This is a genomic window from Rothia sp. HMSC066H02, assembly GCF_001814995.1.
GTDB classification, from domain to species: Bacteria; Actinomycetota; Actinomycetes; order Actinomycetales; family Micrococcaceae; genus Rothia; species Rothia mucilaginosa.
This window is the reverse complement of record NZ_KV818672.1, coordinates 79,008-99,062: the sequence shown is the minus strand read 5'-3', so window position 1 is coordinate 99,062 and position 20,055 is coordinate 79,008. Positions and strand designations below refer to the sequence as shown.

Annotated in this window: 20 protein-coding genes; 14 read left to right on the top strand and 6 right to left on the bottom strand. The window is 59.7% G+C overall.

The window, feature by feature from the left end:
* The first annotated feature begins 19 nt into the window (after positions 1-19).
* Positions 20-940, top strand: coding sequence for a YwqG family protein (locus HMPREF2999_RS02505; protein WP_070675321.1), 921 nt, complete (start codon positions 20-22; stop codon positions 938-940).
* A 93-nt stretch (positions 941-1,033) separates the two neighbouring features.
* Here the strand turns inward: HMPREF2999_RS02505 and HMPREF2999_RS02500 are convergent, their stop codons facing one another.
* Positions 1,034-2,635, bottom strand: a complete 1,602-nt coding sequence (locus tag HMPREF2999_RS02500) for an ATP-binding protein (protein WP_070675325.1) — start codon at positions 2,633-2,635, stop codon at positions 1,034-1,036.
* A 376-nt stretch (positions 2,636-3,011) separates the two neighbouring features.
* On the opposite strand from HMPREF2999_RS02500, the gene HMPREF2999_RS02495 reads away from it, so the two are divergent.
* The 9 genes from HMPREF2999_RS02495 (at position 3,012) to HMPREF2999_RS02455 (ending at position 12,864) form a co-directional block, all read left to right on the top strand.
* Positions 3,012-4,472, top strand: a complete 1,461-nt coding sequence (locus HMPREF2999_RS02495; RefSeq protein WP_070675328.1) for an O-acetylhomoserine aminocarboxypropyltransferase/cysteine synthase family protein — start codon at positions 3,012-3,014, stop codon at positions 4,470-4,472.
* Positions 4,472-4,978: a CoA-binding protein gene (locus tag HMPREF2999_RS02490; protein WP_005509183.1), complete on the top strand. Its 507-nt coding sequence runs from the start codon at positions 4,472-4,474 to the stop codon at positions 4,976-4,978. Before HMPREF2999_RS02495 ends, HMPREF2999_RS02490 begins: the two co-directional genes overlap by 1 nt.
* A 308-nt stretch (positions 4,979-5,286) precedes the next feature.
* Positions 5,287-6,285 carry an Abi family protein gene (locus HMPREF2999_RS02485; RefSeq protein WP_070675331.1) on the top strand — a complete coding sequence of 333 codons (999 nt, stop codon included), beginning with the start codon at positions 5,287-5,289 and terminating at the stop codon, positions 6,283-6,285.
* Positions 6,286-6,749: 464 nt separating this feature from the next.
* Positions 6,750-7,901, top strand: a complete 1,152-nt coding sequence (locus HMPREF2999_RS02480) for a trans-sulfuration enzyme family protein (protein WP_070675334.1) — start codon at positions 6,750-6,752, stop codon at positions 7,899-7,901.
* Between the two features lie 311 nt (positions 7,902-8,212).
* Positions 8,213-9,373 carry a trans-sulfuration enzyme family protein gene (locus HMPREF2999_RS02475; RefSeq protein WP_070675337.1) on the top strand — a complete coding sequence of 387 codons (1,161 nt, stop codon included), beginning with the start codon at positions 8,213-8,215 and terminating at the stop codon, positions 9,371-9,373.
* 116 nt (positions 9,374-9,489) lie between these two features.
* Entirely contained in the window at positions 9,490-10,335 is an 846-nt protein-coding gene (locus HMPREF2999_RS02470) for a transporter substrate-binding domain-containing protein (protein ID WP_070675340.1), read from the top strand.
* Between the two features lie 268 nt (positions 10,336-10,603).
* A complete protein-coding gene (locus HMPREF2999_RS02465) occupies positions 10,604-11,425 on the top strand; it encodes a transporter substrate-binding domain-containing protein (protein WP_070697698.1) in 822 nt (273 codons plus the stop codon).
* 22 nt (positions 11,426-11,447) lie between these two features.
* Positions 11,448-12,122, top strand: coding sequence for an amino acid ABC transporter permease (locus tag HMPREF2999_RS02460; RefSeq protein WP_049338279.1), 675 nt, complete (start codon positions 11,448-11,450; stop codon positions 12,120-12,122).
* On the top strand, positions 12,115-12,864 hold the full coding sequence (locus HMPREF2999_RS02455; protein WP_070634271.1) for an amino acid ABC transporter ATP-binding protein: 750 nt from the start codon (positions 12,115-12,117) through the stop codon (positions 12,862-12,864). The genes HMPREF2999_RS02460 and HMPREF2999_RS02455 overlap by 8 nt, the downstream gene beginning before the upstream one ends.
* A gap of 99 nt (positions 12,865-12,963) precedes the next feature.
* Here HMPREF2999_RS02455 and HMPREF2999_RS02450 read toward each other — a convergent pair whose 3' ends face one another.
* Complete coding sequence (locus HMPREF2999_RS02450; protein ID WP_070675346.1) at positions 12,964-13,755, bottom strand: trimeric intracellular cation channel family protein; 792 nt, start codon at positions 13,753-13,755, stop codon at positions 12,964-12,966.
* Positions 13,756-14,018: 263 nt separating this feature from the next.
* Between HMPREF2999_RS02450 and HMPREF2999_RS09470 the strand changes: the two genes are divergently transcribed.
* A complete protein-coding gene (locus tag HMPREF2999_RS09470; protein ID WP_168165991.1) occupies positions 14,019-14,192 on the top strand; it encodes a hypothetical protein in 174 nt (57 codons plus the stop codon).
* Between the two features lie 97 nt (positions 14,193-14,289).
* The gene (locus tag HMPREF2999_RS02445; RefSeq protein ID WP_070675349.1) at positions 14,290-14,934 is read left to right on the top strand and encodes an L-alanine-DL-glutamate epimerase; all 645 of its coding nucleotides are present in this window, start codon (positions 14,290-14,292) and stop codon (positions 14,932-14,934) included.
* 150 nt (positions 14,935-15,084) lie between these two features.
* Here the strand turns inward: HMPREF2999_RS02445 and HMPREF2999_RS02440 are convergent, their stop codons facing one another.
* The 3 genes from HMPREF2999_RS02440 to HMPREF2999_RS02430 form a co-directional block, all read right to left on the bottom strand.
* Positions 15,085-15,408, bottom strand: a complete 324-nt coding sequence (locus HMPREF2999_RS02440) for a GNAT family N-acetyltransferase (RefSeq protein ID WP_246823060.1) — start codon at positions 15,406-15,408, stop codon at positions 15,085-15,087.
* Between the two features lie 263 nt (positions 15,409-15,671).
* Positions 15,672-16,202: an alkylhydroperoxidase, AhpD family gene (locus tag HMPREF2999_RS02435; protein ID WP_070675355.1), complete on the bottom strand. Its 531-nt coding sequence runs from the start codon at positions 16,200-16,202 to the stop codon at positions 15,672-15,674.
* 3 nt (positions 16,203-16,205) lie between these two features.
* Positions 16,206-16,787 carry a peroxiredoxin gene (locus HMPREF2999_RS02430; RefSeq protein ID WP_005507262.1) on the bottom strand — a complete coding sequence of 194 codons (582 nt, stop codon included), beginning with the start codon at positions 16,785-16,787 and terminating at the stop codon, positions 16,206-16,208.
* Between the two features lie 223 nt (positions 16,788-17,010).
* Here HMPREF2999_RS02430 and HMPREF2999_RS02425 point away from each other — a divergent pair, with 223 nt between their 5' ends.
* Positions 17,011-17,643: a GNAT family N-acetyltransferase gene (locus HMPREF2999_RS02425; protein WP_070675358.1), complete on the top strand. Its 633-nt coding sequence runs from the start codon at positions 17,011-17,013 to the stop codon at positions 17,641-17,643.
* Between the two features lie 150 nt (positions 17,644-17,793).
* Here the strand turns inward: HMPREF2999_RS02425 and HMPREF2999_RS02420 are convergent, their stop codons facing one another.
* Positions 17,794-18,111 (bottom strand): acylphosphatase, encoded by a 318-nt coding sequence (locus HMPREF2999_RS02420; protein ID WP_070675361.1) that lies wholly within the window; start codon positions 18,109-18,111, stop codon positions 17,794-17,796.
* 265 nt (positions 18,112-18,376) lie between these two features.
* On the opposite strand from HMPREF2999_RS02420, the gene HMPREF2999_RS02415 reads away from it, so the two are divergent.
* On the top strand, positions 18,377-19,960 hold the full coding sequence (locus HMPREF2999_RS02415; protein ID WP_070675365.1) for a DHA2 family efflux MFS transporter permease subunit: 1,584 nt from the start codon (positions 18,377-18,379) through the stop codon (positions 19,958-19,960).
* Positions 19,961-20,055: the final 95 nt, after the last annotated feature.

The following is a 20,055-nucleotide window of genomic DNA, read 5'->3' as shown; positions in this document are numbered from 1 at the left end:
TCAATGAGGAGACCCTAAAATGTTTGACAACAAGCCGTTCGATGACATCGAAAAGCAGGCGAAGCACGTTATTGACCTGCTCAACCAGGAGGGCGCCCGTAAGAAGGCTATCGCCTTGAAGCCCTTCGTTCCCGCCGAGCCCTTGCCGCAGACCGCGTCCAAGTTTGGTGGCCGTCCGTACCTGCCTGCCGGGGAGTCTGCGCCGACCAATGAGAAGGGTGAGCCGCTGGGCATGATTGCGCAGATTAACTGCGCCGACCTGCCCGAGAATGACATTTACCCGGCAACCGGTATGTTGCAGTTCTGGATTAACCCGAACGACGAAGAGTGCTTGTGGGGTTACGACTATGAGAACCCTCTTTCGCAGAAGAATCACCGCGTCGTCTACTACGAGAAGCTGGGTGAGCCGAACCCTGATGCCCCGTTCCCGACCGTGGACTGGGACGAGGGCGGTTGGCCCATCGGCGGTTTCGACTGTGAGAGCGGCCCGCTCGAAATTGAGTACGGCATGACCTTTGAGGTGCGTGAGCAGGGTGTGACCGCCTCCGGCTACGACTACTACGACGTTTTTGGTGCGAAGTGGGATGAAACCTACCCGGATGAGTTGCTGCCCGAAGCGCACGAGAACCCGTATAAGAACCAGCCTCGCCGCGAAGCTCTCTACGAGCTGACGGAGCCTTTCGAATCGGAGGAAGAGTACTCCCACATGGGCGGATACCCGTTCTTCGTGCAGAATGACCCGCGTGACGAGTTCAAGGAGCTGCGCGGCCACACGGTGAACCTGCTGACTATCGTCTCTGAGTCGGAGAACGAGGAGAACGAAGACGAGGAGATTGAGATCATGTGGGGTGACGCCGGTGCGGCGAACTGGCTGATTACTCCGGAGGCGCTTGCCGCCCGCGACTTCTCGCAGGTCGTCTTTGAGTGGGCTTGCGGCTAAACGTGGTTTTGGCTGAATAGTCGAATGGGGAGGGAAATAGAGAATAACCGCTCTATTTCCCTCCCCTTTTTGTGTACCTTTTATCGGGCACGTCTAAGCAGCGCGATACTTACGGTTCTTACTACGCGGTGGAGCCGTAGGAACAATCAGCTTCGCCTCCACAAGATGGCGCAAATCATTCGTAATGGAGGTACGTGAAGCGCCCCGACCCCAATGCTCTTGGATATATGTCGTGGAAACAGCCTCGCCCTGTGCACGCAGGCCACGCACAATACCAGCCTGGCGTTCGCTGAGGCCGTCAAGCGACGCATCGGCGCCCGCCGGTTCGACGGCGTCGGCTGAATGTTTGCCCGTGGAATGGGTTGCTTGCTGAGTCTTATCCTCAGGCGCGGTCTTCTGTTCCGTAGAAGACGCACCCTGCGGGGGCTGCATCAGAGTGACCTGCACATAGAGTAGACGGTCAGCAAACTGGGGAGCGGGCAGACCCGCCTCCTTCAGCGCGCGCAGAACCGTGGGAATACCGGAAGCCCTATTCTCTGCAATCAAACGCCCCGTACCCGGATCGGGCAGATCAGTCAGAATGCTTGCCAAGTAGCTGTTGCGGGTTGAAGAAACACCGGGCTGACCGAAATCTCGGATAGTCACAGCACCGTAGATACCACCCGGGCTACGCACCACCAGGCGGTTGGTGTAGAGCTCAACCTGCACCTGCGAGCCGCACGCACCCGGCGAGTAGTCGCGGTGCATGAGGGCGTTAACCAAGAGCTCGCGGATAGCCTCCAGCGGATACTCGTAGCGCTCAACCCGCCCGATACCGCTACTGTTGAGGCCCTCCATCGTGGACGTTTTGCGCATATTGCGAACCAAAACGCCCATAGCTTCATCCAACATGGAGGGGATAGGCCCGGTACAGCTGTGATTGTCCAGAAAACGTCGACCGTCCTCAGTGACCTCACCAAGCTCTTCACCGGGAAGAACAACAACGCTCATCATCAGCTGCGGGAAGAACGCCTGCGGGTAGGATCCCATGGCGAGAAGCGCCCCAAGAGTGGGCACTTCTCGGCCCTCAGAATCGATGCGTAGAATGCGTGCCTGCAGAAGAACCTCACGGTCAGAAAGCGCCGCAAAAACGCGCGGCTGCTCCTCGCGGAGGCGAGCGACATAGGCACTCACAAGGGTGGGAGAGAGGTCCTTGAAGCTTGCCTCGCTGACCAGCTCCTCGTCGTAGCGGGGCTGACTGCGGTTCTCTAGGAAGCGGTCAATCTCGTACTTGGTGAGGCGAATATCGGCCTCGCCGACGCGTTGGTAGGAGCCGTTATACATGCCGTTTGCTTCGATGTAGTAGGGCTTCTGCGTCGGGTCGCCGGGGAGCACATCGATGCGCACGATACGGTGCTGCTCGTCTGCCGCCTCAATCTGAATATCTACCGGGGGTCGAGGTGTGATCTTGGAACGGATTGCCTCAACGGATGCGTCGTGGACTGCCTGTGCGTTGAAACCTTCAACTGGCTGTAGACCTTCTGCCGGGTCGGTCAGGCCAAGAAGAATGGTGCCACCGTCTCCATTGGCGAAGGCACTAACGGTTTCAAGAACGGACTTGGGGAACCCGCCAGCTGCAGCTTTGACTTCTACTCGCCCGTTTTCAGCCTGGCTACGGCGTAGGTTTTCGATGAGTTCGGTGGTGTTTGTTTCCATGCATGCTCCCGATGGCTACTTCTTGGTGAACGTCATAGCAACGTCATAACAGCATCATAACAATTTCTGCGATGATATTGTTATGATCCTGTGATGATGTTGATATGATGCGCTGTTTTCCTTGCGCCTAGAATCTTGAAAACCCCGGAATTGCAGGCAAAAACCGGGTATTCCTGTCGGTTTCATTGACCGCGCATCATAACAACCGTCATAACAACTTCTGTTATGACGGCTGATATGATGCCCCGTCATAATCCGCAATAAACGACATATAGGTACCCGCACTTGGTGGACCCCGCCGCCGGTGGCACAGTATAAAGTCGAGCCACTATCGACTCCCCGCACACAGGCGGGCAGATACACCAGGAGCAAACCAATGGCTGAACACACTTTCGGCTTCCGCACCCGCGCACTACACGCGGGCGGCACCCCCGACGCTGAACACGGTGCCCGCGCGGTCCCTATCTACCAGACTTCCTCCTTCGTCTTCAAAGACGCTGACGATGCCGCGAACCTCTTCTCCCTGCAGAAGTACGGCAACATCTACTCGCGCCTGTCCAACCCGACCGTCGCCGCGCTGGAGGAGCGCATCGCCTCCCTCGAAGGCGGCATCGGTGCGGTAGCGACCGCCTCCGGCATGGCTGCCGAGTTCATCACCTTCGCGGCTCTGTGCCAGCAGGGCGACCACATTGTTGCTTCTTCGCAGCTGTACGGCGGCACCGTCACCCAGCTGGACGTGTCCCTGCGCCGCTTCGGCATTGAGACCACCTTCGTGCCCGGCACCGACCCCGCCGACTACAAGGCGGCACTGACCGAGAACACCAAAGCAATCTACACCGAGATCGTGGCGAACCCCTCCGGTGAGGTTGCCGACCTGGAAGGCCTCGCAGAGGTCGCACACGAGGCGGGTATTCCCCTGGTTGTGGACGCAACCCTGTCCACCCCGTACCTGATTCGCCCCCTCGAGCACGGTGCCGACATTGTCATTCACTCGGTCACCAAGTTCCTGGGCGGCCACGGCACCACCCTCGGCGGTATTGTCGTCGAGTCCGGCCGCTTCAACTGGGGTAACGGCAACTTCCCGTCCATGACCGAGCCGGTTCCCTCCTACAACGGCGTGTCCTGGTGGGGTAACTTCGGCGAGTACGGCTTCCTGACCAAGCTGCGTTCCGAGCAGCTGCGTGATTTCGGCCCGTCGCTGAGCCCGCAGGCCGCGTTCAACCTGCTGCAGGGTGTTGAGACCCTGCCGCAGCGCATGGACGCGCACCTCGCCAACGCTAAGCAGGTCGTGAACTGGCTGGTTGAGGATGAGCGTATCGCCTACGTGAACTACGCCGGCCTGGAAGACCACCCGCACCACGAGCGCGCGAAGAAGTTGCTGCCGCTGGGTGTCGGTTCCGTGTTCTCCTTTGGTGTGAAGGCGACTGAGAAGGCTTCCGGCCGTCTGGTCGGTGGCGAGTTCATTGGTGCCCTGCAGCTGGCAAGCCACCTGGCGAACATTGGTGACGCCCGCACCCTGGTTCTGCACCCGGGTTCGACCACGCACCAGCAGCTGACCGCTGAGCAGCTGAAGGCTGGCGGTGTCGGTGAGGACCTGATCCGTATTTCGGTGGGTCTGGAAGACGTTGAAGACATCATCTGGGACCTGGACCAGGCGCTGACCTACGCGACCGGCCTGAACCACGCCGGTGAGCGTGTGGGCGAGTCCAGCGCAGACAAGATTGTGGAGGCTGAGGAGGCGGTTGCCGCCGCTAAGGCCGCCGAGGACGCCGCCGCCGCTGAGGCTGCTGCTGGCGCATCCTGCTCCCTGCCTACTACCACTCAGGAGGAGAAGTAATGACTGAGAAGCGAACCTGGGTGGGTCCTTCCGCCCCTGAGCGTCTGAACATTCTGCGTAATACCCGCACGATTGCGATTGTGGGTATGAGCGATAAGATTTCGCGTGCCTCCTACTTCGTGGCGACGTACCTGCAGTCGGCGTCGCCGTACAAGCTGTACTTCGTGAACCCGATTCTGGCGGCGAAGGGCAAGCTTGTGCTGGGTCAGCCGGTGTACCCGTCGCTGCAGGACCTGCCGGAGGTCCCGGATCTGGTGGAGATTTTCCGTCGTAATGAGGACCTGCCGGGCGTGGTGCAGGAGGCTGTTGACCTGGGCGCTAAGACCGTCTGGATGCAGCTGGGCTCCTGGAGCGAGGAGGCTGCCGCGATTGGTGAGGCTGCCGGCCTGAACGTGGTGATGGATAAGTGCGTGAAGATTGAGCATGCGCGTTTCCACGGTGGTCTGCACTTGGCTGGTTTCAATACGGGGGTGATTTCTTCGAAGCGTCAGGTGCTGTCGAAGTAGCCTGTGCTGTGTAAGCCGCGGCTATGGCTTGTAATTACAAAAATTAGGCGCTTGTCAGCGTCTGAATGGAGGGGGCGTACCCGGGGTGATTCCCGGGCACGCCCCTCCTTCATTGAGGACGATGCAGTGATATAAGCAACCAGAAGATAACCATGGAAAACGTCCAGATTCCTTGAGAGCGTGTAGCTCCAATGCTATTGTTGTACTAACAGTCCCCCCTCCGCCTCTGGGTTTACCTAAGCGCATCTCGAGGGGGTCCTTTTGTATGTTCGGTTCTACGGCGAACCGAAGTAAGGAGAGCAACGGCATTGCCCAAGGAATCGTGCGTATTTCTACCTTCAATAGAGGATCAGAAGGAATACCTTGTTGCTAAGAGGTATTTTCCTCAGGGAATAACCCTGAGCGACGATGACCGAGACATGCTTGCATGCTCTAATTTCCACTACCTTCTGGGATATTTTCGTAATTACAACAAATACAAGAACGAGGGGCTTCTGCCTGAGAATCCAGACATCTCGGACGTTTTAGATATTGTGCGTATGGATGTTGCGGTCTCTTCCCTCTTGTACGGGTACATGAGGCAGAGCGAACAGGCGATTCGAGCTGCATGGGTGGACGTATTTTGCACTTACCGTAGTCCCCATGAGTACCTCAACCCGGATGCGTATATCTGCATGAATCAGGACAGGCCAGTAGATGCGCTCATCAAAGATATGATGCGGCACATCCTGCGATACCGTGAACCGTATGTTCGCGAGCGAATCGAGGCTTGGTGGAAATCCTGCGGAAAAGGTTCCTCTAAAACCCCCTCTGAAAACTTGGACGATTGGGAGGACATTGAGGAGCTTCGAAAGATGATGCAAAAGGAACTTCCTCTGTGGTCTGTTGTTGATTCGTTTTCCTTGGGGCTTCTCTCCCATGCGGTGGTCCAAAGTTATGCTTCAGAAACCTCCACCGAGTCTGGAGATGCTGAAAAGCTGCTGCTTTACAAAAAGACCGCAGAGTATATGGGCGTAAACCATAAGCACTTTGAAGGTCGTCTTAAGTCTCTGACCACTTTACGAAACCGTGTAGCTCACGGTTCTCGTCTCTGGATGATGCCGACTACTGACACTTCGGCAAAGCCAAAAATTTTTGCTAAGGACCTTCGCGAAGCGGACCCGAAAGGTATGTTGGTCAGCTTCGCTAACGTCGCCCTTTTGCAAGGAAACACCCGTCGTCAGCGAGAGGCATGGAAAGCGATAAAAGCTCTAGTGGAGCAGAACGAGAGCTACTGCGTTGGCGTAGGTTCGCAGAAAATCTTCTAAAAAACGGCGTCGGCCCTGCAGTTACCTCGCATTATGACGCTGACATACTCATGAGAGTAAGCGGAGGGGCGTACCCGGGGTGATTCCCGGGCACGCCCCTCCTGCTATGCCCAGCAGAGCATCCGGCACGTTCTGAGTGAGAATGAGGGCGTAGCATCGCCCCTTGTGGAGGGCGGTTCAGCTTTAAGGTAAACCTACCCTTACGCTTTCGCACCGTAAGCCGGTATCCTAGTGTGGAGCCCGGCGGCCGGTACTCAGCACACACGTGTACCGACCGCCGGGTCTTTTCACGCCCGAAATATGACGAAATATATGTCTAAAATGTCGAAATATAACGCTATTTTTCAGTCATAAAAAGTCACTCGGTCACAGAAAAGAAAAAACTAGTCAGCCACTAAAAAGAGCCATAAGCTAGCAATATATTTATCCCCCGCATTTTATGCCCAACCTTAGCCGAGGACAGCATGACCGGATTTACCACGAAGGCAATTCACACTACGGACCGCGACAACCCGTACGGCTCCATCCTGCCTCCGATCTACACGACCACCACCTACGCCCAGCCCTGTGACGGCACCGAAGGCCCCTACGACTACCAGCGCGGCGGCAACCCCACCCGCGCGGCCCTCGAAACCACGCTCGCAACCCTCGAAGGCGCCAAGCACGCCTTCGCCTACCCCTCCGGAATGGGCGCCACCGCTGCCGCCCTCGGCATCCTCAAGGAAGGCGAAACCCTGCTGCTGGGTATGCCCTCCTACGGCGGCACCTACCGCTTCGCAACCATCGAACTGCCCGCCCGCGGCGTCAAGACCCGCTTCATCGGCGATTTCACGGCCCTCACCGACGAGGACTTCGCCGACAACGTGACCATGGTATTCCTGGAGAGCCCCTCCAACCCGCTACTGCGCGTGAGCGATATTGCCGCCATCGCCGAAATTGCCCACCGTAACGGCGCAATCGTGGTCGTCGACAACACCTTCATGACCCCGCTGTTGCAGAAGCCCCTCGACCTGGGCGCGGACATCAGCGTGCAGTCCGCCACCAAGTACCTGGGCGGCCACGCGGACCTGCTCGGAGGCGTCGCCGCAACCAACGATGACGCGCTCGCTGAGCGCCTCTGGCACCTGCAGATGATTACCGGCGCAATGCTTTCGCCCACCGACTCCTACCGCCTGCTGCAGGAGGTCAAGACCCTCAAGCTGCGCCTGACTCAGCAGCAGAAGAACACCATCGAGGTCATCAACTACCTGGAGGCGCGCCCCGCCGTGAAGCGCGTGCTCTACGCGGGTTCGCACAGCGAGTACGAGGCGCAGGTGCACGCCCGCCAGGCGAACGGCCTGGGTGCGCTCATCTCCATGGAACTGGTGGACGGCGCCGATCTGCCCGCCTTCCTTGAAGCTCTGAAGATTTTCACCCACGCGGTGAGCCTGGGCGGTATCGAGTCCCTGGTGGTTCGCCCCGCGCTCATGGTGCAGGCCGCCTACACGCAGGCGCACCGCGACGAGTACGGCGTGAGTGACAACCTCATCCGCCTGGCGATTGGTATCGAGGAGATTGAGGACATCATCGAGGACCTGGAGCGCGGCCTGACCGCAGCCCTGGCGCATCAGGCATAGTCCCTGAACATGAGGCACCGCACGACCGTATCGCGTGATTCGAGGTGCCCTAAATACGCGGTGTAATGTCACCCATAATAATTACTCAAAATACCCGGATTATTGTATTTCTTTCAATGTAAAAGAATGTTTTTAATGCGGGTATTTTGTGTACCCTCACCGCATTTTTATATGACGTTGCGTGAACATATTAACCCCCGTGACTCGGGGCTAGAACGGCATAAAAAATGCGGGTAGGGTAAATCCCGGATACACGACGACACACACAGCTACACCCGCGTTCGGGGTAGCCCGGACGAAAGAGAACTACCATGAGTCAGCAGAATCAGCTCGAACCGACCGGTTTCACGACCCGCACCATCCACGCCGTGCACGATGCCCGCTACGATGCGTCCGTGCCGCCGGTCTACCTGGCTAGCACCTTCGGTACCGCAGGTGAGGACACCACCTACATGTACCAGCGCGGCGCGAACCCCACCCGCGATAACCTGCAGGCGACCCTCGCCGCCCTCGAGGGTGCGGAGCACGCTTACGCGTACCCCTCCGGCATGGCGGCCACCGCGGCGGCCCTCGGCGTTCTGGAGGCGGGCGACACCCTGCTGCTGGGCATGCCGACCTACGGCGGCACCTACCGCTTCGCGACCACCGAGCTGACTAAACGCGCTGTGAAGACCCGCTTCATCAGCGACTTCACGACCCTGAGCGATGAGGACTTTACCCCGGACGTGAAGGTCGTCTTCCTTGAGACCCCCACGAACCCCACCCTGCAGGTCACCGACATTGCCGCGGTTGCGGAGCTGGCGCACCGCCACGGAGCCCTGCTGATTGTGGACAACACCTTCATGACCCCGTACCTGCAGCGTCCCCTGGAGCTTGGCGCGGACATCACCGTGCAGTCCGCCACCAAGTTCCTTGCAGGTCACGCCGACCTGCTCGCCGGTGTTGCGGCGACGAACGACCCCGACCTGGCGGTTCTGCTGCACCGCGGTCAGCTCGTCAGCGGCGCGCTGCTGCCCCCGATTGACTCCTACCGCCTGCTGCAGGACGTGAAGACTCTGGCCCTGCGCCTGGATCGTCAGCAGCAGAACGCCCGCGAGCTCATCGAGTTCCTCTCCGAGCGCCCCGAGGTGGAGAAGATTTTCTACGCCGGTAGCTCCTCCGAGGAACAGGCGGAGGTGCAGTCCCGCCAGGCACGCGGTATCGGCTCCGTCTTCTCGCTGCTACTCAAGGACGGCGGCGATGCGCAGGCCTTCGCCCGCGCCCTGCCAATCTTCGTGAATGCTGTGAGCCTGGGCGGTATCGAATCGCTCGTGAGCCTGCCCGCGCACACCACGCACGGCGCCTACGCCCAGGAGCACCGCGATGAGTTCGGCGTGGACGACCGCCTCGTGCGCCTGGCGATCGGCATCGAGGATGTTCAGGACCTCATCGCTGCCCTGGAGATTGGTCTGAAGGCCGCCTTCGCCGGCTAGGTTCGTGCCGCCGGTTCATACCGCTGGCGAACGTCGCTGGCTAGACATGTGTCGCCGGTCCATACCGCAGATTTCAACTTTCACACCACGCATCAACGTAGATTAAGGAACCAAGAATGACCGTTCTCAACACTTCCACCGTGCTGAACCGACGCTCCCTGCTACTGGGCGCGGCCCTTGCTGGAACCACCGGCCTGCTCGCCGCCTGCTCCGGCGGTAACGGCTCCAGCGCAGGCTCCGCACAGAGCTCCTCCAACCTGCTGGAGTCCATCAAGTCCGCGGGCAAAATCCGCATCGGCGTGGAGGGTACCTACCGCCCCTACACCTACCACGACGCCTCCGGTAAGCTCGCCGGCTTCGAGTACGACATCGCCGAGACCCTCGCCAAGGACCTGGGCGTGACCGCCGAGTACATCGAAACCCCCTGGGACTCGCTTATCGCCGGCGTGGACGCGGGCCGCTACGACATCGTGCTCAATAACGTGGCACCCACCGAGGAACGTAAGAAGAAGTACGATTTCTCCGTGCCCTACGCGCACTCCCGTGCCCGCGTGGGCGTGAAGAAGGACTCGAGCCTGAAGAACGCTTCTGAGATTTCCGGCCACAGCGCCGCCCAGAGTGCCACCAGCAACTACCGCAAACTCGTGGAGGAACGCGGTGCCACCATCATCGAGGTCACCGGCTTCGATGAAGCAATCGAGCAGGTGCTCACCGGCCGCGCTGAGCTGACCGCCAACGACTCCGTGTCCTTCGCCGAGTACTTCAAGGAGCACCCGGACGCCAACCTGCGCCTGCTGGATGGTGAGGTCGGCCCCGGCACCAACGTCGCCGTTCTGCTGCCTAAGAACCAGACCGCGCTGAAGGATGCGATTGACGCCTCCATCAAGAAGCACCTGGGCAACGGTGACTTCAAAGCAATTTTCGAGAAGCATGTGAGCGAGGACTTGAGCCCCGCCTCCTAAGCTTTCGTGAAAGGCTCGGAAGGGGCCCGGAAAGGGCTCACCCGCCAGGACTTCCGACACCGCGTCGTGGTTGATGTCTCAGCCGCTTTTCCCGTATTGACGAGAGAATATGACGGAATGTTACGTTGAATTCTTTCCCACCGGGAATAGCTGTAGGATAGCCAGCGTTGCACCCGCAGAGAGGGGCACACCGCATGATGCCCCCGGGTTACCTCAGGGTGACAGCCCGCAACTACAAGAGCATCAACTACGACGCAAAGGAAGAACCATGTCCGCAATGATTAACCGCCGCACCGTCCTCGCAGGCACCGCCTTCACCGGCCTGGCTGCACTGCTCGCAGCGTGCGGCTCGTCCAGCAGCAGCACCTCCGCATCCAGCGCCAACAAGCTGGAGGCCATCAAGTCCGCCGGCAAGATTCGCGTGGGTTTGGAGGGCACCTACCGTCCCTTCTCCTTCCACGAGTCCAACGGCACCCTGGTCGGCTTCGAGAAGGAAATCGCCGACCTGATCGCCAAGGACCTGGGCGTGACCGCCGAATTCGTCGAGACCCCCTGGGATTCGCTGATTGCCGGTGTGGACGCCGACCGCTACGACATCGTCATCAACAATGTCTCCGCAACCGACGAGCGCAAGCAGAAGTACGACTTCTCCGTACCCTACCTGTACTCGGAGCCGAAGGTTGCCGTGAAGAAGGACTCCTCCCTGCAGAACGTGAGCGAGATTTCCGGCCACTCCTCGGCACAGTCCGAAACCTCGAACTTCCGCAAGATGGTGGAGGCGAAGGGCGCCTCGATTGTGGTCGTATCCGGCTTCGATGAGGCCATCGAGCAGGTCCTGTCGGGCCGCGCCGAGATGACCGCGAACGACTCCGTGTCCTTCGCCGAGTACTTCAAGGAGCACCCGGACGCTAACCTGCGCCTGCTCTCCGGTGACCTGGGCACCGGCAGCAACTCCTCCATCCTGCTGCCTAAGGGCCAGGACGCCCTGCGTAACGCTATCGACGAGTCGCTGAAGAAGCACCTACAGAACGGTGACATCAAGGCGATTTACGAGAAGTACGTGGGCGAAGACCTCTCCCCGAAGAACTAATTAAAGGAGCTGAGTTCCGTTCATGGAACGCTACCTGAATCTTTGGGCTGAGTCCCTGCCTCAGCTGCTGGGCTCGACCCTGGCAGTGACTATTCCGCTGTCGCTGATTTCTTTCGCGGTGGCACTGCTGGTGGGCATCATCTCCGCCGGCGCGCGCACGAGCCGCTTCGCCCCGGTGAACTGGCTGGCCTGGCTGTATATCTGGGTCTTCCGCGGCACCCCGCTGCTGGTGCAGCTGTTCATCGTCTTCTACGGCCTGCCGAAGGTCGGTATTGCCCTGGACGTGTGGAGTGCCGCGATCATCACGATGAGCCTGCACACCGGCGCGTACGTGGCGGAAACCTTCCGCTCGGCGGTGGCGGCTATTCCGCGCGGCCAGTTTGAGGCGGCGGCAACCCTGAACTTCACCCGCATGCAGACCCTGCGCCACGTGGTCATTCCGCAGGCGGTGCGTATTGCTCTGCCGAACCTGGGCAACAACTTCATCGACCTGATTAAGGGCACCTCGCTGGTGTCGGTTATTTCGATGGTTGACCTGTTCCAGACCGGTAAGCAGATCGCGTCGCGTACTTTCGAGCCGCTGGCAATGTACTCCGAGGTCGCCATCATTTACCTGGTGATTTTCACTCTGCTGACCGCCGCACAGTCGGCCCTGGAGAAGTACAGCAACCGTTACGTGAGGAGCAACAATGCTTAGCGTTGATTCCCTGTCGAAGAGCTTTGGCGATACGCAGGTGCTCAAGAACATCAGCCTGGACATCCCCGACGGTGAGACCACGGTGATTCTGGGCCCGTCCGGTAGCGGTAAGTCCACTCTGCTACGCTGCCTGAACCTGCTGGAAACCCCGCAGTCCGGCACGCTCACCATTGACGACGCGCAGGTGGACTACAGCCAGAAGCTCACCGACGCGCAGGTGCGTGATATTCGCTCCCGTTCGGCGATGGTGTTCCAGCAGTTCAACCTGTTCCCGAACTACACGGCGCTGAAGAACGTGGCGCTCGCCCCGACCCTCAACGGCACCCTGAGCGCTCAGCAGGCGCAGGAGCGTGCCCGCGAGCTGCTGGCGAAGGTGGGTCTTGCCGACAAGGTAGATTCCTACCCGGACGCTCTCTCTGGTGGTCAGCAGCAGCGTGTGGCGATTGCCCGCGCCTTGGCGTTGGAACCCTCCTACCTGCTCTTTGATGAGCCGACGAGTGCGCTGGATCCCGAGCTGGAGGCGGAGGTGATCCGCGTGCTCATGCAGCTGGCGAAGGAGGGCCGCTCCCTGGTCATCGTGACGCACAATATGGCGTTTGCGAAGAAGGTTGCGGATCGTATCGTGTTCCTGGAGAACGGTACCCTGCGCTATAACGGTGAGCCGGCCGGTTTCTTTGCTTCGGATGATGAGCGTATCCGTAAGTTCTTGACCGTGTACGACAGCACCGAGTACACGATTTAGCCGTACTGTACATAGCGAATATGGGCTGGTTTCTGCCGGTCAGATAATCATCTGACGTGCGGAAACCAGCCCATATTCTATATTCAACATATATAGCTTTTACTCCGAAAGCCCCTTAGAGCGGCGGTACTCCTCCAGCTGCTCAGCATTAATCACCTCAAGCTGCTCAGTGAGCGGAGCACCAGGGGCCCAGCCCTCATTAGCAACGGCACGGTCCTCCTGCTTACCAAAAGTGAAGAGACGCGGGCGAGGCACACGCAGCTCAGCCGGGGTAGTCGGCAGCTGCCAATTCTTCATATGGGAGAGCACACCAAACACCAGACACAAGAAAATAGACAGTGCCATCGCCAGGTTAGGGCGGTGGAACAAGCCGGTTACCAGAGCGGTTTCAGAAGCACCCACAAACGCGACCGTTGCGTACAGGGAGTTACCGCCAAAGATCGCCGGGATGCGATTGACCATAATGTCACGGATAACGCCGCCACCGACCGCGGTGGTCACACCCAGTGCAATAGCGGGCAGCCAGTGCAGGCCCAAGTTCAGGGACTTAATGGTGCCGGTTGCCGCCCACGCACCCATACCGATGAAGTCAATGATGAGCATGGTTCGGGTCGCCCAGCGGGCACTCAAGTCGATGCTGTACGCCAGAATCGAGGAGCCGATAGCACCCACCCAGTAGCCGCCGTCAGTGAGTGCCACGGGCAGTCCGGAGTTCAGTAGGATGTCACGGATCATACCGCCGCCCATGCCGCAGGCGACCGCGAGCAGCAGGAAGCCCACAATGTCGAATCGGAAGGCGCGCGCCACAGCACCGCCGAGCAGGCCGTTAGCGACAACGGCGGCAATGTCGACGATGCGGAATACCTGATCCGGGTCAAAGAGCTCGTGCATGGGCGTTCTCCTGCGTACGTGATGCGTGTGCCGGTAGGGGAAGTGCGCGCAACGGGGGGGTCGGGTGACGACGTTATCACCGCATCCGGCTCTGTTTGCCTGTGCGCGTACCTGAATTGGCACCGATTTATTGTAGACCCGCTGCTGCCTCTGCTCCTAGTTGAAAGGTGCTCATGACGAGCTCTGAGACGTAACGGAGAAGCTTGTGGGCGCGCTAAAAGGTGGGCGTAGAATGAGTGAATCTCCACCCCCAATGCTCTGTCATGATTGTTTCTGCGCTGGGTTCTTTCCAGTACGGTAGCGGCATCATTTCTTCGCTACTGTTAGCATTGAGCCCCCTGAATGCGGTGGAGTCTATGGCAATCATGATGTTTGCCGGTGCGGCGCTGTCGGCGCTCATGGTGTGGCTACCCTCCCGTAAGCGGAGCGCTCGCTAAGCTGGGTCTAGACGAATACTAGAGGCATGTGGCCCGGTCGTTTGATAGACCGGGCCACATTGCAAATCGTTATCTGCGTAAGGTGAAAGGAGCCGCCGTGACGGTATCGCGTGACGAAGTTTTCGAAATCCTGCGGGGCGTGGTGCCCCGCCTGGAGGAGGCGCTTCCCGGCTGGTCGGTGCGCCCCAACATCACGGGTACCGGCGCGGTGGGGCTCTACCTGGACGGCCCCGCAATCTACCGGGACGGCGAGCCCCTGGCCGGCGTGAACGCCGAGGGTGAGCCGGTCGTTCGGCACCTGTGCGGTACGATTCAGACCGCCGACCGCGGCCTGCCGCAGGAGCTCGGGCAGGTGCGCTACCAGTACATCCTAGGCGTGAGCGTGGCGGAGCACGAGAGCGAGTATCCCGAACTGGCCGACCTGGCGAGCGTGGGGGAACCGAGCTGGGTTCCTGCGCTGAGGGCACTGGAGGCGCTAGTGGAGTCCGAGGGCCGCGAGGCGCTGTTCATCAGCCGCGGCGGGTACGTGCCGGGTCGCCGCGCCTTAGGTAAGCGCCGTGTGGCGCTGCGGCGCGAGTTCTTCCCCGGTAAGCCCTGGCTGGGTTTGGGAACGATTGACTGGTGTGCGGGCGTGCGCTCGACCCCGGTGTACGCCGAGGATCTGGTGGCTCTGGTGGCCGCGGCGACGCGCCTGGCGAGCGGCTGGGATGCCGCCCTGCGAGCGGACTCGACGACCAGCTGAAACAAATGTAGCTAAAACAAAGCGGCGCATCCGACCCGTAAAGGGGTGGACGCGCCGCTTCTGTGTAATCTCTAACGTTTAGTGGGTTTAGCCCAGTGCCTCAGCCAGCTTGAACGAGTTAAGCCGTATCAAGCCGCATGCGATATTGCCTTATCGATAGCATGCAAGGGTGATGCATCCTGCCGCCTCTACGGGGGCGTAGCCGTAGCGTTTGTAGAGCGCAACGGCGTGTTCAGTACCGACGTCGGTAGTAATGAGTCGCTGTCGAATGTCTTCTCGGTCAAAGTCCTCAATGACACGCTTTAGAAGCGCAGAACCAATGCCCTGTCGTTGGGCGTGCGGATGCACTAGGAGGTCCTGAATGTAGGCGATAGAGTGTCCATCCCCGACGGCGCGGACTAGCCCGACGAGCCGTCCCGTTCCGTCCGTGGTTGCCTCTCGTGCGGTGTAGAGATACCGCGACCCCTCCACCATCGGGACGAGACGTTCGGGTGTTTTGGTATAGGCACTCCAGCCCACAGAATCGTAAAGCTCAGTAAGTTCTTCCACGCTGGGAAGGGGGCTGGTGGAGTCCAAAATACAGTACCGCATACAGGCATTGTATAGCGCCAAATCGGGGGAATTTAGAAACTGCTGCCCAACACGTTGCTGGGCTTGAGGACATAAAGGAAGCGGCGCATCCGACCCGTAAAGGGGTGGATGCGCCGCTTCTGTGTAAGCTCTAACGCTTAGTGGGTTTAGCCCAGTGCCTCAGCCAGCTGAATGCCCTGTGCCACGCCACCGAGGGTTGCAGCAATACGGATCAGGTCGTTGACCTGCTCCTTGGTTGCGCCCTCTTCACGCAGGGTGTGCTCGTGAGCCTCAACGCAGTGGGAGCAGCCGTTGACTGCGGACACTGCCAGAGCGAACATCTCGAAGTCCAGCTTCTCAATGCCACCGTTCTTGCCGATGATCTGCATACGCAGGTTTGCGCGCTGGTCATCGTATGCACCGTTCAGGAAGCCACGGGTGCGGTAGAAGATGTTGTTCATGCCCATGATGGATGCAGCACCCAGAGCAGCCTCGTAAGCGGTGTCGCTCAGGTGATCCTTAGCCTCTGCAGCAATCTCAACAACGACAGAGTCAACCTTGGTTGCTGCTGCGGTTGCGAGGATTGCGCCCCAGAGCTGCTGCTCGGACAGGGAGGTGATGCGGGGCAGGGAGGACAGGTTGAGGTTCATGTCCTTCGCGTAGGAAGGCAGAGCCGAACGCAGGTTATCGATGCTCATGGATTACTTCATCTCCTTGAATGCGTCGATGGTTGCTGCACCCTTCTTCCAGTTGCATGCGCACAGCTCGTCGGACTGCAGTGCGTCCAGCTGGCGGAGCACCTCGTCGGTGTTACGGCCGACGGAGTCAGCGGTAATGGAGACCGACTGGATGGTGTTGTGGGGGTCGATGATGAAGGTTGCGCGGTCTGCAACGCCGTCCTTGTTCAGGATGCCCAGTGCGCTAACCAGCTCACGCTTGAGGTCGGATGCCATGACGATGGGCAGGTCCACGAGCTCTTCGTGGGAGCGGCGCCATGCGTAGTGGGTGTACTCGTTGTCAACGGAAACACCGATCACCTGGGTGTCGCGTGCCTCGAACTCGTCAGCGAGCTTGCCGAATGCTGCAATCTCGGTGGGGCAAACGAAGGTGAAGTCCTTCGGCCAGAAGAAGACGACGCGCCAGGTGTCTTCGTCCAGACCCTCGGAGGAGACGGTGGTGAAGTAGTCTTCGGGCTTGGTTGCTTCGATGTCAGCCAGCTTACCGGGGACAACGCCGGTGAGCTCGTATGCGGGGAACTGGTCGCCGATGGTCAGAACTGCCATAGTGTTCTTCTTTCTGCTTCGTGCCGCGCGGATTCGTTGCGCGGCGCTTATTCTTACTGCCCAGTGGGCGGGCTCGATAACTATTTTATTATGAATAATTCATAATAATCAAGTGATGACGCATTAAAACAGAAGTGTTTAACTATGATTTGCATCACCGAGCATTCTAGGATGCTCACAAAAGCTTTTCCGGCGCACAAACCTGAGGGTTTAAGCTCGAATCATGACCCCCGAACACAGTAACTTCTCAGAACACAGCGAACATGCAGAGCCCAGCCAGCCCGAACTCATTACCGAACGCCTCACCCTGCGCCACCTGCGCGAGGCGGATATCCCCGACATCGTAGAAGCCTGCCGCGACCCGCAAATGATTCGCTACACCCGCGTACCGCTGAACTACATGCGCGCCGATGCCGAGGACTCCCTACTCACCACCGCCCGCCAGATTGCCGCCGGGCAAATCCAGCGCTGGGCGATTGACGTCTCCGGCGTGTTCGCGGGGAGTATCGAGCTGCGCCTACCTGACGGCACCCCCGAAAACCCCGGAACCCGCGCCGAACTGGGCTATTACACCGCCCCGAAGGCGCGCGGAAAAGGCTATATGACCGAAGCGCTGCGAGCCGTCCTCGGCTACGCTTTCGACCCGCTCGGGCTGGGCCTTGATACCGTCCGCTGGACCGCCCTGGCGGGTAACGAGGCATCCGAACGAGTGGCGGTTAAAGCGGGTTTCACCGGCATCTACGACGATATTGACCCGAACTCCGGCCGCCCCGACGAGAACGGTCACCCGGTGCAGCATCGGGTGCGCCGCGCCGATATGACCCGCGCGCAATTCGCGGCGCTCTGGGCTCACTAGGCTCTGGGGTTAACTAAGGCTTTAGGGCAAACTGGCGCAGTGTTCTGTGGAGAACCGAGAAACTAACCCGCGCATAGCAAAGGGCGCGTCGGGCGTCTCCTCACAGCAAGGATGACACCCGGCGCGCCCTACATAAAGAACGGGGGACTACTACCGAATGCCGAAGCCGCGGAACGAGCCGCTCGGCTCCTCCCACTCGACGAGCACCTCATCCACGCGCCCGGCGGTGTCGCCGCCGCGCAGAATATCCACCAGGCGAGCGCAGGAGGCGGCGGTACCCTCCGCAACGACCTTCACGCGCCCGTCGTCGAGGTTCTCGGCGTAGCCGGTCAGGCCCATGGGCTTGGCGGTTCCGGCGCACCACCAGCGGAAGCCCACACCCTGCACCTTGCCGCGCACGAAAGCGACGAGGCGGATTTCGGCGGGTTCTGCCGGGGTGCGGTCGGTGAAGAAATCAAAGAAACCCATGGGTCCTCCCGGGGTCGTCTCATTGAGGGTGGTCTGATGGGGGTGAGCGCCAGTGGTGGCGCCCGGATTAGCTTCTATAGCTTCAGTCTAGAGGGTGCGGGGTGCCTGTTGCCTGGTTGCCGCGCGTACGCGCCGTGAAGAGTTGAATAAGGGTAAAGCAACCGAAGCCGCCCCCTGAAAAGGAGTAACATTAGGGGCATTCACTCAGCGGCAATGCTGAACACACGGACATCTACCCGCATACAACCCATCCCCTGGAGGATCATTGAGTTCACGCCCTAAAAAAGCGCCTCTCGTCGGTAACCCGGCGAAGACACCCTACAAGCCCTGGCCTGCTCTCTGGTCCCTGGTTGTTGGTTTCTTCATGATCCTGGTGGATGGCAATATTGTCACCATCGCCCTGCCGCATATGCTGCAGGATTTGGAGGCGTCCCTGTCTGAGGGCATGTGGGTGACGAGCGCCTACCTGCTGGCGTATGCGGTGCCGCTGCTCATTACCGGTCGTATGGGTGACCGCTTCGGTCAGAAGAACCTGTACATGATCGGTATGGGTATTTTTACGCTTGCCTCCCTGTGGTGTGGTCTGGCGCCGAATGTTGAGTCGTTGATTACTGCCCGCGTGGTGCAGGGCCTAGGCGCGTCGCTGATGACCCCGCAGACCATGTCTCTGATTACGCTCATGTTCCCGCCGAATGCGCGCGGTGTCGCCATGAGCATTTGGGGTGCGACTGCGGGTGTCGCCTCGCTGGTCGGCCCGATTCTGGGCGGCGTGCTGGTGGATACCCTCGGCTGGGGCTGGATCTTCTTCATCAACATTCCGGTTGGCCTGGTCGGCCTGTTCTTGGCGTGGCGTAATGTGCCGGTGTTCGAGCAGAAGAAGCACAGCTTCGACTGGTTGGGCGTGGTGCTTTCGGCGGTCGGTCTGTTCCTGCTGGTTTTCGGTATTCAGGAAGGCGCTACCTACGACTGGGGCACCATCACTGACTCGTTCATGGGCACCGGTGTTCCGGTGAGCGTGTGGGGCCTGATTATTGCCGGCATTCTGGTGCTGGGCCTGTTCATCGGGTGGCAGGCGATTAACCCGCGTGAGCCGCTGGTTCCGCTGAGCCTTTTCAGTGACCGTAACTTCTCCGTGTCGAATGTGGCTATCTCCGCTATGGGTGTGGTCGCTATCAGCATGGCGTTCCCGCTGACCCTGTATCTGCAGCAGGTGGAGGGTCTGGATCCGACCCAGGCTGCGCTGATGACTGCCCCGATGGCGTTGTTCTCGGGTGCGTTGGCGCCGGTGGTGGGTGCGCGTCTGAACCGTAACGACCCGAAGTGGATTGCCGTGATTGGTTTTACGCTGCTGGTTGTGGGCTTTGCCCTGCTCCGCCCGACGATGGTTGCGGACGGCAACCTGTGGCTGATGGTTGGCCCGATGATTATTCTGGGTGCGGCGAACGCCTGCATTTGGGGTCCGCTGTCGGTGTCTGCGACCCGCAACCTGCCGCCGCAGCGTGCCGGTGCTGGTTCGGGCGTGTACAACGAGACCCGCCAGATGGCGTCGGTGCTCGGGTCGGCTGCGATTACCACGATTATGGCTTCTGCAATTACCTCGCAGCTGTCCGCGTTGGGTCCTGCCGCTACGGCGGGCGGTAGCTCTCACAGCGGTGCTGGAGGCGGCGTACTTCCGCAGATTCTACGTGAACCCTACGCTGCGGCAATGGCTGATTCCATGATGCTACCCCTGGTCGCCGCGGCGGTGGGTGCCGTCGTGTGTCTGTTCTACGCTTCCAAGAAGACCTCCGAGGCGAAGGGTGCCGCACAGAACGCTGAGGCAGAGCCTGAGTCAGAAAACACTAAATAGAAGGCTTATCAAAACGTTTTACGTCATAAACGGTGCATAACCTGAGATACGGTGCGAATACTGGGACAAACTAGATGCACTCTGTGTATGATGAG